Origin of the sequence: Pseudomonas psychrophila HA-4 (assembly GCF_000282975.1) — a bacterium.
GTDB lineage: Bacteria > Pseudomonadota > Gammaproteobacteria > Pseudomonadales > Pseudomonadaceae > Aquipseudomonas > Aquipseudomonas psychrophila_A.
Genome location: NZ_ALJC01000015.1, coordinates 27,987 through 40,978 on the forward strand (window position 1 = coordinate 27,987; position 12,992 = coordinate 40,978).

A 12,992-nucleotide genomic window follows, 5' to 3' on the forward strand; every position below is an offset into this window, starting at 1 on the left:
AAAAAAGCCTGCCTAGTGCAGGCTTTTTTGTGCGCGCGTTTTTTGTATGTGGCTGTAGGAGCAGTCGGTCGACGCTCCTACACATTTGCTGCGTAGGCGGCTTAAAAGTCCCAGCGCGTGCTGACCATGACGTTGCGCGGATCACCGTAGTACGACGTGTTGTAGAACCCGATGTTGGTGTAATACGACTTGTCGAATACGTTGTTGAGGTTGACCGTGCCCGACAGGTTTTTCGTGAACTGATAGCGCGCCATCAGGTCTACCAGCCAATACGGGTCTTGGGAGAACTTCTCCACGGTGCCGCCCTTGTTCCAGTTGGTCAGCATCTGCCAGCCCGTGCCCTGCCAGCGCACGCCACCACCGAGGGTGAGTTTGTCCAGTGGCCCGGTCAACTTGTAGCTCGTGTATAGGTTGATCTGGTCTTCGGGTTCCCAGGTCGAGACCTTTTTGCCGCCCTGTTCGCGGCTGACCTTGTGCGTGTAGCCTGCTTGCAACTGCCAGCCGGGCAGCAGTTCGCCAGAGATTTCTGCTTCGTAACCTTTAGTCGTGGCCTTGATGCCCTTGTAGGCATATTCGATGTCCGGGTTGGTCGGGTTCGCGTTGTAGGCGGTGTCGTCTTCGGGGCGGTTGTCCTGATGGACTTCGAAATACGCCAGGCTTGAATTCAGCCGCCCGTCAAAGAACTCGCCTTTCAAACCCAGTTCATAGTTGGTGCCTTCATCGGGCTCAAGCATTTTGTTGTCGCGGTTGCGGTAGTACGACTGCGGCAGAAAAATCTCTGTGTAGCTGGCGTAGGCCGAGATGTTTTCGTTGATGTCGTAGATGATCCCGGCATAAGGCAAGACCTTGCCGGTGTCTTTGGCCTGGCTGGTGCCGGTCAATGTGTAGTCGGCCACGCGGGTGCCGAGCATCAGTGTCAGGTCATCGGTCAGGCTAAAACGCCCGGTGATGTAAGTGCCCGTCTGGCGTGTGGTCTCGTCGTTTCTTGACGTCACGTTGTTCCAGTCAGGCTCAAGGGCATCGCCTTTCCAGTGGTAGTAGTCGTAGTTGCTTTTAACCATGATTGCGTTGGTGTAGTCGTTGCCGGTCCAGTGTGAGCGCGACACCGAGCCGCCCACCACCAACTCATGTTCACGGCCCAAAAACTCGAATGGGCCGGTGGCATACAGATCGCCGCTGTCACTGACGTATTCGCCAGTGTATTTACGCGCTAGCAATCTTGCCTCGCCGGTCTCTACGTTCGGAAAAAGCAGTGCGCCGAGCGGGGCGTTGTAGCCATTGATTTGGTGGTTGTACTGGGCTTTGGCGACCCAGCCGTTATCAAAACTGTGTTCCAGAGTGGCGAAAGCGGTGCGGGTGTATTGCTTCCAACTGCTCCACTTGGCGCCGTTATTAAATGAGCGCGGGGTGCTAATGCGCTCGCCCGCCGAGTTGAACAGTGAAGCGCTGCCAGACCAACTGGAACCTTTGGGGTTGTTGTCCTGGTAATCGGCACCAAGGGTCAGCAGGGTGTCCGGGTCCAGGTCGATTTCTAAAATCCCGTAGTACACCTCGCTGTCGCGCGTGTAGTGATCCATAAACGAGTGCTTGTCTTGATAGGCCGCAACCGCCCGGCCGCGCACATTGCCGCTCTCGGTCAATGGCCCGCTGACATCGATTTCGGAGCGGTAGTTATCCCACGATCCTGCACCCACATCGACGTGGGCCTTGAACTCGCTGGTGGGCTTTTTGCGCACCATGTTGATCGTGCCGCCTGGGCCACCTGCGCCAGTGAGCAAGCCGGTTGCCCCCTTAAGAATCTCAACCCGGTCGTAAATCGCAGTGTCGGTGAGGGTGTGCCCGGCGGAGTATTGCGGGTCTTGCAGGATCGGGATGCCGTCGTACTGGAAGTTCTTGATCGCAAAGCCGCGTGAATAATAGCTGGTGCGGTCGCTGTCATAGGTGGCCACGGTGATGCCGGGGGTGTGGCGCATCACGTCATCAATCGAGGTGAGGCCAAAGTCATCCATTGCTTGGCGCGTGACAACCGAAATCGACTGCGGCGTTTCACGCGGTGTCAGTACCATGCGCGTTGCGGTGGCGATGCTGCCGGGCGTGTAGGAGCCTGAGCCTTCAGTGATGGTGCCCAATTGGTTGGCGCTGACCTGGGTAGCGCCCAACTCCAGTGCGTCGCCGCTGGGCATGGCGTCAAGCATGTAGCCGTTGGCGCTTTTGACCACGGTAAAACCGCTGCCGCGCAGCAGGGTTTCGAACCCGCTTTGTTCGTTATAGACCCCATGCAGACCGGGTGTGGTTAAGCCGTCCAGGTTGTGCGATTGAAAAATAATGGCCACGCCTGCCTGCTGTGCAAAGCGATTTAAGGCGCTGCTCAGCGGCCCAGCAGGAATGTCGTAGGTCTGCACGGACGTCTGCGCCTGTGCGATAGAGGTGCCTAGCACGCCTGCCGCTGAGGCCACAATCAAGTGAATGGCCAGGGTTAACGGCTTAAGACGCCCGCGTTGGTTGGAAGAGGTCAGCATGGAGAACGCAATCCTTTATGGGTCTGTATACCTTCCTTGACGGGCGACTCGAAAAAAGCGGAACGAATGCGAATTATTATTTTTTAGAAACTGGCGCCTGACTGATCACAATCAGCCACGGCGTGTAGGTCTTGAGGGTTAGCGGCAGGGTTTGTGCGATCAACTGCAAGGCCCGATCGGTGTCGTCCAGCGGCAAGACGGCAGAAACGCGCAAGCCGTCTAAGGCTTCGCGATCAAACTGGATGAGGCCGCGACGATGGCGCGAAATTTCATCGAGAACCTGCGTCAACGGCTGGTTTTCGACCACCAGTTGATGACGACGCCAGGCATCATCGATGCTGGCGGGATCGAGGCTGCCTGCCAGTTTGACGGTGTCGCGGCTGATCAGCGCGCGCGAGCCGGCGTCGACTTCTAGGGTGTGCTGTTCGTTGGCGCTTTGCGCCGCCACACGCGACTGCAACATGCTCAGCACCGTGGTGTCTGCCTGGCGTTTGACCACAAATCGGGTGCCCAAGGCGCGCATGCGGCCTTGTTCGGTCTGCACGACAAACGGGCGAGCACTGTCATGCGCGACTTCGACCAATACTTCGCCTTGGAGCAATTCGATCCGGCGTTCTGTGCTGTTGAAATGTACATTGACGGCGCTGGTGCCGCTGAGGGTGAGGGTGGAATTATCGGCCAGATGCAGGGTCTTCCAGTCGTTGGGCCCGGTGCTGATGTCGGCCAGCCAGCGTTCTGGGTAATGGCTTTTAAACGTCAGGGTGAGGGTCAAAGACAGGCAGCCGACAATCAGCAGTGCGCGCACGACTGGTTTGCGTTGCGTGGCTGTTTTGCGCTCCTTAAAGGCTGCATTCAGTGCTGCCTTTGCCGGGGCTGACTGCTCGCGCAACGATTGCAGGCGGCTGATTGCGTCTTGCATACGCAGCGCGGCCGCTGTGTGTTGCGGACTGTGTTGTTTCCAGCGCTCGAACTCAAGGCGCGTTGCGTCGCTGAAGCCCTCTTCGTGCAGGCGCAGCATCCATTCGGCGGCTTGTTCGTCTATGGTCTGGCGTGTAGCTGGCATCAGGTGTCCAGGCTATGGCTGCAATGAAGCAAGGCTTGAATCAGGTACTTGCGCACCGTGCGATCAGACAAGCCTAGCTGACGGGCGATTTCGCTCTGCGTCAGGCCATCTAGGTAATACAGCACGAAGGCTTGTCGAACGTTGTCGTGCATGCCTTCGAGCATAAACGCGATGTGCTCCAGAGCTTCCAAGGTGGTGAGGATCTGCTCGGGTGATTGAAAACCTTCGAGCGCTTCTGTGGTCAGGGCCAACTCGTGCAGGTAGGCGTTTTCGATTTGCTTGCGACGTACCTGGTCGATGATCAGCCGACGGGCGGTGGTGCTGAGAAACGCTCGTGGTTCGCGCAACGTTGCAACGGACTCGCGGGCATTCAGGATTCGGGTGAAGGTGTCTTGGGCCAAGTCGGCAGCATTGTGCGCGCAGCCGAGTTTTCTGCGCAGCCAGCCGAACAGCCAACTGTGATGCTCGCAGTACAGGTCAGAAATCGCGGTCTGGAACGGAGGCTCACCCGAAGACATAAGACAGGCTCAAACGTTATTGAGAATTATTGCTAATTCTGTACGCAAGTCCGGGGTAAACGCAAGATGGGTATTTTCTGCAGCCGCTGCCGCAGGCTGCGATCGAGTCCGAAGGGCTAGCGCCTTCAAAGGCGAAGCCCCTGCGGGCCTTATCGCAGCCTGCGGCAGCGGCTACAGAAATGTTGATTTAATGTTTGGCGATCAGGTTGCCGGCATGCAGCCCGCATTCTTTTTGCGTGGCTTCTTCCCACCACCAGCGGCCTTCGCGCTCGTGTTGGTTAGGCAGCACCGGGCGGGTGCAGGGCTCGCAGCCGATGCTGATAAAACCGCGCTCATGCAGGCTGTTGTACGGCAGTTCCAGCATGCGGATGTAACCCCAGACTTCCTCACTGGTCATTTGCGCCAGCGGGTTGAACTTGTACAGCGGTCGCTCTGGCGTCGAGAACGCGCCGTCGATTTCCAGTGCTGCTACCTGGCTGCGCGTCCCAGGGCTTTGGTCGCGGCGCTGGCCGGTCGCCCATGCTCGTACAGTCGACAACTTGCGGCGCAGAGGCTCGATTTTACGCACGCCGCAGCACTCGCCGTGGCCGTCTTTGTAAAAGCTGAACAAGCCTTTTTCTTTTACAAACGGTTCAAGTTTGCTTTGGTCCGGCGAGATCAGTTCGATTTGGATCTTGTAGTGATCGCGTACTTGCTCAATAAAACGGTAGGTCTCGGGGTGCAGGCGTCCGGTGTCTAGGCTGAACACTTTGACGTTTTTGTTGAGTTTCCAGGCCATGTCCACCAGCACCACATCTTCGGCGCCGCTGAACGAGATCCAGAGTTCGTCGCCAAAATGTTCAAGGGCGAGTTTGAGAATGTCTTGCGGTGACTTGTTGGCGTATGTCGCGGCGGTTTCGGCGACGTCGAACGGATGGCTCATCAGGCGGCTTCCTACAGTAAATGGCGCTTGGCGCTCTCTAGTGGGGCGGATGGTAGCAAAAACCGCGCGCTACAGGGTTTGCAGCGTATCGAGCAACACCTTCACTTTGGTGATGGATTCCTGATATTCATCCTGCCAGTCGGAGTCGGCCACGATCCCGCCGCCGCCCCAGCAATTCACCCGCCCGTCTTTGATCAGCAGGCTGCGAATGGCGATTGAGCTGTCCATTTCTCCGCGTACATCCAGGTACAACAACGAGCCGCAGTAAATGCTGCGGCGCGTCGGTTCCAATTCATCAATGATTTGCATCGCCCGGATTTTCGGCGCGCCGGTGATCGAACCACCGGGAAAACTATCGCCGATCAGGTCCAGCGCGTCTTTGCCGTCGGCCAGTTCGCCGATGACGCTGCTCACTAAGTGGTGAACGTTGGGGTAGCTTTCGAGGGTGATCAACTGCGGCACACTCACCGAGCCCGTGCGGCAGGTGCGCCCCAAGTCATTGCGCAATAAATCGACGATCATCAAATTTTCGGCACGATCCTTAGCGCTGGCCAGCAATTGGGCGGCGTTCGCCGCATCTTCGGCGCTGTCTTTGCCGCGTGGGCGAGTGCCTTTGATCGGGCGGGTTTCGACCTGATTGTTGCTGACGTGCACAAAGCGCTCAGGGGACAGGCTTAAAATTGCCGTGTCTTCGGGCAGGCTGATAAACCCTGAGAACGGCGTCGGGCAAGCGGCCCGCAGCGCGCAATAGGCGGTCCAGGGGTCGCCTTCGCACGGGGCGCTGAAACGCTGGGTGTAGTTGACCTGATAACAATCGCCCGCTTGGATGTAGTGCTGAATTTTTTGCAGCGCGTGTTGGTAGTACTCGGCGCTGATATCGGGCTGCATCGGGTGTTTTAGCGAGAACGCGCGGGTTTTTGGCGACACCGGTTGGGTGAACAGTTCAATCAGCCGCTCGCGCTCCGTGTCCGCCAGACGTGGGTGAAACACCAATTGGCTGGTCGCCGCGTGATGGTCACTGACCAGTGCCCAGGCATACAGGCCGAGCCGTGCATCCGGTAATTGCAGGTCATTGAGTGATTGTGCAGGCAGGTGTTCGAGTTGGCGGCCGAAGTCGTAGCTCAGATAGCCGATGAGTCCGCCGACAAAAGGCAGCTCGTAAGGTATGGGCAGTTCGGCATTGCCCAGTTGTTTTAAAGCACCGCGCAGGCGCTGCAAAAAAACATGCCCTGACTCTTCTGGCTGCACTGCGAACGCCTCGATGGGCCACGCGCTCATCAGGTCATAACGTCCGCGATCTGCGATGGGGCGGCCGCTGTCCAGCAGTACGGCACCAGGCGCATGGCGAATCGCTGCAAAGTAGTGGGCAGGGTCGGGATGGTAAGGCAGGGGATGTACAGAGCAGGTCAACATGCGAAGCCAATCAGCCAACGGAGCGGGGTGCTGATTGTAGTCCTGTGTAGGACGTCAAGGCTATGTGGCCGTTGTAGGAGCAGCCGGTCGACGCTCGCTTGCCTCGCGATCTTTTAAGGGGGTGAGAAGATCGCGAGGCAGTTGGCTCCTACACGTTATTCGCTCTGGTGAATATGCCCAAACAGCTCTTGGGCAAAGCGCACGCGTTCTTCTACGGTTTCTTGGATGCCTTTGGTCGCCAGCTCTTCCAGATGCGCTTCTACGGCATGCGTGCGCAAGGTCAGGCCGCAGTCGTTGGCGATCTGGATGTTCAGGCCGGGGCGGGCGTTGAGTTCCAGGATCAGCGGGCCTTGGTCCTGGTCGAGCACCATGTCGACGCCGATGTAGCCCAAGCCGCACAGTTCATAACAACCGGCTGCCAGCTTCATGAAGCCGTCCCAGTTGGGCAGTTGCACGCCGTCCACCGCATTGGTGGTATCCGGGTGTTTGCTGATGATGTTGTTCAGCCAAGTGCCGCGCAGGGTCAGGCCGGTTGCCAGGTCTACGCCCACGCCAATCGCGCCTTGGTGCAAGTTGGCTTTGCCGCCCGACTGGCGGGTCGGTAAACGCAACATGGCCATTACCGGGTAGCCCATCAGCACGATGATGCGAATATCCGGCACACCTTCGTAGCTGATGCTTTTGAAGATCTGGTCGGGTGTTACGCGGTATTCAATCAGTGCTCGGTCGCGGTGTCCGCCCAGCGAATAAAGGCCCGTGAGGATGCTGGAAATCTGATGCTCGATTTCTTCGTGGCTGATGATCTTGCCCGAAACCGTACGAAAACGATCTTCGAAACGGTCCGCGATCACCAAAATGCCATCGCCGCCCGCGCCTTGCGCAGGCTTGATCACGAAGTCGCTGCGCCCCCCGATGATTTCGTCGAGTTTTTCGATTTCTTTTTCGGTGGAGATAACGCCGTACATTTCCGGCACGTGAATGCCGGCCTTGATCGCGCGTTCTTTGGTGATGATCTTGTCATCCACAATCGGGTACAGGCTGCGTTTGTTGTACTTGAGTACGTAGTCCGCATTGCGCCGATTGATGCCCATGATGCCCCTGGCTTCCAGGGCCTTCCAGGTCTTCCAGAAGCCAAACATCAGGAATCAGCCTTCAAGAACGCTTTGAAGCGCACCAGTTCAGTCAGGCGGTAGCCGCGATAGCGACCCATAGCCAGCATGAAACCCACCAATATCAACAACACCGCCGGGAAGGTGAAGACGAAGTACACCAGCTCAGGGATGCTCATCACCAGATACGCCAGCGTGGCTGCAAACAGGGTGCCGATAGCGACTTTCATCGCATGGCCGCCGCCACGTTCTTCCCACGTGATCGAGAGTCGCTCGATGGTCATGGTCAGAATCACCATTGGGAACAGCGCCACAGACAGGCCACGTTCCAGGCCCAGCTTATGGCTGAACAGGCTGATGGCGGCGATCAGTATCACCACGAAGGTCAATACAACGGAGAGTCTGGGCAGCATTTGCAGTTTTAGGTGCTCAAGGTATGAGCGCAGCATTAATCCGAGGGCCGTTATCACCGTAAACAGGATGATGCCAAACTCCAGTTGGGTTTCGCGGAACGCCAAGGCAATCAGAACGGGGGTAAATGTGCCCAGGGTTTGCAAGCCGATCAGGTTGCGCAACACCAGAATCACCAGCACGCCAATCGGGATCATCACCATGATCATGAAGGTCTGCTGGGTTTGCAGTGGCAAGCCGTACAGCGAGTACTCAAGGAAGTTGGCGTCGGTGTTTTCGTCCGTCAGCTTGGCCAAGCGAATGGCGTTCATTTCGCTGTTGTTGAGGCTGAAGGTCACGTTAGGTTTTTTGCCGCCATCAACCGTGACCATTGGCTCGTCGCCGATCCACCACAGCAGGCGGTCGGATGGCAGGCCTTGTTCACCGGTTTCCGGGTTGAAATACAGCCAGTCGTTACCGTTGAAGCTGCGCAGCCACAGTTCAGGGTTTTGCGGTTGATCGGCCACCAGACGGATGGTGTGTACTCGTTCCATAGGGACGTGGGCAATCGATAGTAGCAACTCGATGACCTGAGCTTTGTGCGGGGTAGACGGGTCGCCCGCCAGCAGCAGTTTCACATTGTCATCATTAAGGTTGTTAACCCGCTTGATGGTTTCACCGATAAAGGTTTCGACGTCAGCAGAGTGCTGGCGAATCGGCGCCAGCAGCGCTTCGGCGGCGATTTTTTCCGGGCCTTCGACAGCAATGCTGTCGCGAAATACCGGGCCTTTTACCTTGGTTTTGTCGCCCGAATAACGCTTGGTTAACACCAAGCGGTAGTAAAGGGTTTGCTTGCCGCTGACTCGGCGCGCCGACCACGTGACTTTGCGGTTGCCATCGACCCGATTAACGCTTACCCCGTAGTTATTCGAGATAAAGCTTTCGTTGAGGCTGACGTAGTCGCGGTTCAGCGGCGGGACGAACATCTGGATCTTGACCGGATCTTTGGCGTTGGCCACGAACTCGACTTTGGCGTCGATGTTCCACAGATCGTCGGTCGCATCTTCGGTCACAGGGATGCCTATGACAAAGATTTGATAAGCGGTAATCGAAATCCCCAGCACCACAAGGATGCTGATCAAGATTTTCAGGTGAAGGGTGAGCGCGCGCATTTCAATTACTCTGCGGTTTGAGCGTTGGCGACGCAGGCAGGTTTGCCAGCAGCGTATTTAAGACTGGGGTCGACCAGCGCATCAAAGCGTTTTAGTGCTTCGGAGCCAATCAGCAGCGGGTATTGGAACGCACTTCGGTCGGTCAAGTTCACTTCGATGGTGCGTAAAGCTTTGCCCATGCAGATTTCTAGGGAAATAACCGGGCGCGAGGTGTAGTTGTTGTCCGACTCTGGGTCGTAGTCGCCGGAGCGGCGTTTGATCTTGCTGACGCGTGCCAGTGGACGCTCGATAGGGTGCGAGTGAGCATCGTCGATGGCCAGGTAAAAACGCACCCAGCTCTCGCCATCACGCTTAAAGCGTTTTATATCGCGAGCACTCAGCGAGGCGGTTTTGGCGCCGGTGTCGAGTTTGGCGGCGACCAGCAGGTCGATTCCGGCCAGTTCGGCGTATTCATTAAGGCCATACACGGTTTTTTCGCCGGCAAGGCTCAGGCCCGGCAAACACAGCAGACATATAAGGGTAAAAAAGGACGTGAGTTTCATAAATCGAAGCGTGGTCTCTTGCAATCTACAGGTCAAGGCGACTGGCTGGGGTGCAAGTTTCCTCGTGCGGCTGCCCGATGATAGGGGCAGGGCGGATGCGGTCGGCATTCTAACATGATGGTTTTATGGCGCCAGCGTTGAGGCGGGGTCGATACCGGTAAGGCTCGTGTCGATAGAACTAAGGTCGCATACGCAGATTGTCGACAATATCAATTTAACCTTTGACTGAAAGCGCTTAAATCGCTAGTTTTGGCGCTATTGATTTATAAGGTGTCGACAATATGCTGCAAGTACTGGAGCCGGCGGTCATTGCCCAAGACGATTCGGAAACCCTTTCCGAGAACGTCTTTCGGCGTATTCAGGCAGCTATTGTCAAAGGCGAAATAGCCCCCGGTAGCAAGATCTCCGAACCTGAGCTGGCACGTACCTACGGCATCAGCCGCGGCCCATTGCGTGAGGCCATTCACCGTCTTGAAGGTCAGCGCTTGCTGGTGCGGGTCCCGCATGTAGGGGCTAGGGTGGTCTCTTTAAGCCATGCTGAGCTGATCGAACTCTACGAAATTCGCGAGTCCCTTGAAGGCATGGCGTGTCGTTTGGCCGCCGAGCGCATGAGCGACGAAGACATCGCAGAACTGCGCCGGGTGCTCGAGACCCACGAACGCGATGAGGCGTTTCAGGCGGGTGTCGGCTATTACCAGCAAGAAGGCGACTTCGATTTTCATTACAAGATTATTCAAGGCAGCGGCAATCGCACGCTGACCCAAATGCTCTGCGGTGAGCTGTATCAACTGGTGCGTATGTACCGCATCCAGTTTTCTACCACCCCCAATCGCCCGCATCAGGCGTTTGCCGAGCATCACCGCATTCTCGATGCCATTGCCGATCGCGACGGCGAACTGGCCGAGTTATTGATGCGCCGACATATCGGCGCTTCGAAACGCAATATTGCGCGTCACTACCAAGACAGCGCCCAGCAGACAGCCACTCCACGAGGTGAGTCATGAGCAATAAAAACAGTCCAGGCCAGCGTTTCCGTGATGCAGTCGCCAGCGAGCACCCTTTGCAAGTGGTCGGCGCGATTAACGCCAACCACGCGTTGCTGGCCAAGCGTGCTGGTTTCAAGGCGATTTATCTGTCGGGCGGCGGCGTTGCTGCAGGCTCGCTGGGTGTGCCGGACCTGGGCATTACGGGCTTGGACGACGTACTGACCGATGTACGCCGCATTACCGACGTGTGCGACCTGCCACTGCTGGTCGACGTGGACACCGGCTTTGGTTCGTCATTTTTCAACGTGACGCGCACGGTTAAATCGATGATCAAGTTTGGCGCTGCGGCCATTCACATCGAAGACCAGGTCGGTGCCAAGCGTTGCGGCCATCGTCCGAACAAAGAAATCGTCTCGCTGCAAGAAATGGTCGACCGTATCAAAGCGGCAGTTGATGCCCGCACCGATGACAGCTTCGTGATCATGGCGCGGACCGATGCGTTGGCGGTGGAAGGTCTGGAGTCAGCCCTTGAGCGCGCAGCAGCGTGTGTTGAAGCCGGTGCCGACATGGTGTTCCCGGAAGCCATCACTGAGCTTGAAATGTACAAACTGTTCGCTAATCGGGTTAAAGCGCCGATTTTGGCTAACATCACCGAGTTCGGTGCGACCCCGCTGTACACCACCGAACAATTGGCTGGCGCTGATGTGTCACTGGTGCTGTACCCGCTGTCGGCGTTCCGGGCGATGAACAAGGCGGCCGAAAACGTCTACACCGCTATCCGCCGCGACGGCACCCAGCAAAACGTGATCGATACCATGCAAACCCGCATGGAACTGTACGACGCCATCAACTACCACGAATTCGAGCAGAAGCTCGACGCGCTGTTTGCTGCGAAGAAATAACAAAACAGCGCCCGTAGCAGCTGACGAGCCTTGCGAGGCTGCGTCCGGCTGCGAAGCAGTCGTAAAACCGTAAGGCTCACTGTGCCTGAATGAACACGTTGTATGGTTTGCGACCGCTTCGCGCTCGGACCTAGCCTCGCAAGGCTCGTCAACTGCTACGAAGCTTATTGAAGATACAAAGACTTGCCGAATCCCTAACAAATTCAAGATTGGAGAGTGCAATGGCCGAAGCAAAAGTATTGAGTGGTGCCGGATTACGCGGCCAAGTGGCTGGGCAAACGGCCCTGTCTACCGTAGGCCAAGAAGGCGCGGGCCTCACTTATCGTGGCTATGACGTACGTGAACTGGCAGCCGATGCCCAGTTCGAAGAAGTGGCTTACCTGCTGCTGTACGGCGAACTGCCAAACAAAACCCAACTGGCGGACTACACCGCCAAGCTCAAAACCCTGCGTGATTTGCCGCAAGCCTTGAAAGAAGTGCTGGAACGCATCCCCGCAGACGCCCACCCGATGGACGTGATGCGTACGGGGTGTTCGTTCCTGGGCAACCTGGAGCCGGAGAAGGACTTCTCCGAGCAACTGGACAAGACCAACCGTTTGCTGGCCGCCTTCCCGGCGATCATGTGCTACTGGTACCGCTTCAGCCACGATGGCAAACGCATTAACTGCGTAAGCGATGAAGCGTCGATTGGTGGTCACTTCCTGCACTTGTTGCACGATAAAAAGCCGAGCGAGTTGCACGTCAAAGTGATGAACGTATCGCTGATCCTGTATGCCGAGCACGAGTTCAACGCTTCGACGTTCACCGCGCGCGTCTGCGCCTCGACCTTGTCTGACCTGTATTCGTGCATCACCGCGGCCATTGGTTCGCTGCGCGGCCCGCTGCATGGCGGCGCCAACGAAGCGGCCATGGAAATGATCGAGCGCTTTGGCTCGGCTGAAGAAGCGGTGCAGGGCACCCTTGGCATGCTGGCGCGCAAAGACAAGATCATGGGCTTTGGCCATGCGATCTACAAAGACAGCGACCCGCGTAATGAGGTGATCAAGGGCTGGTCGAAAAAACTGGCGGACGAAGTGGGCGATACCGTGTTGTTCCCGGTGTCCGAAGCCATCGACAAAACCATGTGGGAGCAAAAGAAACTGTTCCCGAATGCCGACTTCTACCATGCCTCGGCGTATCACTTCATGGGCATCCCGACCAAGCTGTTCACGCCTATTTTTGTGTGTTCACGCCTGACCGGCTGGGCCGCGCATGTGTTCGAGCAGCGCGCCAACAACCGCATCATCCGCCCAAGCGCCGAGTACATCGGTGTTGAACAGCGCAAGTTCGTGCCAATCGAGCGTCGCTGACAAGCAGGGCACCCCAAGCCCTGTGGGAACGAGCGTGCCTCGCGATCTTTTAATAGCTCGCGAGCCAGTTCGGTCCTACAGGGTTAAGGCGCCCTCAGACTTAACCG

Annotated in this window: 11 protein-coding genes; 3 read left to right on the forward strand and 8 right to left on the reverse strand. The window is 57.1% G+C overall.

Annotated elements, in window-relative coordinates:
* Nucleotides 1-101: 101 nt before the first annotated feature.
* The 8 genes from B347_RS0101630 to B347_RS0101665 form a co-directional block, all read right to left on the reverse strand.
* Nucleotides 102-2,519, reverse strand: coding sequence for a TonB-dependent siderophore receptor (locus tag B347_RS0101630; RefSeq protein WP_019407973.1), 2,418 nt, complete (start codon nt 2,517-2,519; stop codon nt 102-104).
* Between the two features lie 76 nt (nt 2,520-2,595).
* Nucleotides 2,596-3,582 (reverse strand): FecR family protein, encoded by a 987-nt coding sequence (locus B347_RS0101635; protein WP_019407974.1) that lies wholly within the window; start codon nt 3,580-3,582, stop codon nt 2,596-2,598.
* Entirely contained in the window at nt 3,582-4,100 is a 519-nt protein-coding gene (locus B347_RS0101640; protein WP_019407975.1) for a sigma-70 family RNA polymerase sigma factor, read from the reverse strand. Before B347_RS0101640 ends, B347_RS0101635 begins: the two co-directional genes overlap by 1 nt.
* 187 nt (nt 4,101-4,287) lie before the next feature.
* Nucleotides 4,288-5,022 (reverse strand): phosphoadenylyl-sulfate reductase, encoded by a 735-nt coding sequence (locus B347_RS0101645; protein WP_019407976.1) that lies wholly within the window; start codon nt 5,020-5,022, stop codon nt 4,288-4,290.
* A gap of 69 nt (nt 5,023-5,091) precedes the next feature.
* Nucleotides 5,092-6,435 (reverse strand): aminodeoxychorismate synthase component I, encoded by a 1,344-nt coding sequence (gene pabB, locus B347_RS0101650; RefSeq protein ID WP_019407977.1) that lies wholly within the window; start codon nt 6,433-6,435, stop codon nt 5,092-5,094.
* 155 nt (nt 6,436-6,590) lie between these two features.
* Nucleotides 6,591-7,574, reverse strand: coding sequence for an alpha-L-glutamate ligase-like protein (locus B347_RS0101655; RefSeq protein WP_019407978.1), 984 nt, complete (start codon nt 7,572-7,574; stop codon nt 6,591-6,593).
* Complete coding sequence (locus B347_RS0101660; protein ID WP_019407979.1) at nt 7,574-9,106, reverse strand: inactive transglutaminase family protein; 1,533 nt, start codon at nt 9,104-9,106, stop codon at nt 7,574-7,576. The genes B347_RS0101655 and B347_RS0101660 overlap by 1 nt, the downstream gene beginning before the upstream one ends.
* Before the next feature lie 5 nt (nt 9,107-9,111).
* On the reverse strand, nt 9,112-9,648 hold the full coding sequence (locus B347_RS0101665) for an ATP-dependent zinc protease (protein WP_019407980.1): 537 nt from the start codon (nt 9,646-9,648) through the stop codon (nt 9,112-9,114).
* A gap of 281 nt (nt 9,649-9,929) precedes the next feature.
* Between B347_RS0101665 and B347_RS0101670 the strand changes: the two genes are divergently transcribed.
* From B347_RS0101670 to prpC, 3 genes are all read left to right on the forward strand, one after another.
* On the forward strand, nt 9,930-10,652 hold the full coding sequence (locus tag B347_RS0101670) for a GntR family transcriptional regulator (protein ID WP_019407981.1): 723 nt from the start codon (nt 9,930-9,932) through the stop codon (nt 10,650-10,652).
* Entirely contained in the window at nt 10,649-11,536 is an 888-nt protein-coding gene (gene prpB / locus B347_RS0101675; protein WP_019407982.1) for a methylisocitrate lyase, read from the forward strand. The genes B347_RS0101670 and prpB overlap by 4 nt, the downstream gene beginning before the upstream one ends.
* A 221-nt stretch (nt 11,537-11,757) precedes the next feature.
* On the forward strand, nt 11,758-12,885 hold the full coding sequence (gene prpC / locus B347_RS0101680) for a bifunctional 2-methylcitrate synthase/citrate synthase (RefSeq protein ID WP_019407983.1): 1,128 nt from the start codon (nt 11,758-11,760) through the stop codon (nt 12,883-12,885).
* Nucleotides 12,886-12,992 lie beyond the last annotated feature (107 nt).

Coding starts and splice junctions, on each gene's coding strand:
- B347_RS0101660 (WP_019407979.1), bottom strand. CDS start 9,106: ATGCGCGCGCTCACCCTTCACCTGAAAATCTTGATCAGCATCCTTGTG.
- B347_RS0101635 (WP_019407974.1), bottom strand. CDS start 3,582: ATGCCAGCTACACGCCAGACCATAGACGAACAAGCCGCCGAATGGATG.
- B347_RS0101665 (WP_019407980.1), bottom strand. CDS start 9,648: ATGAAACTCACGTCCTTTTTTACCCTTATATGTCTGCTGTGTTTGCCG.
- prpB (WP_019407982.1), top strand. CDS start 10,649: ATGAGCAATAAAAACAGTCCAGGCCAGCGTTTCCGTGATGCAGTCGCC.
- pabB (WP_019407977.1), bottom strand. CDS start 6,435: ATGTTGACCTGCTCTGTACATCCCCTGCCTTACCATCCCGACCCTGCC.
- B347_RS0101655 (WP_019407978.1), bottom strand. CDS start 7,574: ATGTTTGGCTTCTGGAAGACCTGGAAGGCCCTGGAAGCCAGGGGCATC.
- prpC (WP_019407983.1), top strand. CDS start 11,758: ATGGCCGAAGCAAAAGTATTGAGTGGTGCCGGATTACGCGGCCAAGTG.
- B347_RS0101645 (WP_019407976.1), bottom strand. CDS start 5,022: ATGAGCCATCCGTTCGACGTCGCCGAAACCGCCGCGACATACGCCAAC.
- B347_RS0101640 (WP_019407975.1), bottom strand. CDS start 4,100: ATGTCTTCGGGTGAGCCTCCGTTCCAGACCGCGATTTCTGACCTGTAC.
- B347_RS0101670 (WP_019407981.1), top strand. CDS start 9,930: ATGCTGCAAGTACTGGAGCCGGCGGTCATTGCCCAAGACGATTCGGAA.
- B347_RS0101630 (WP_019407973.1), bottom strand. CDS start 2,519: ATGCTGACCTCTTCCAACCAACGCGGGCGTCTTAAGCCGTTAACCCTG.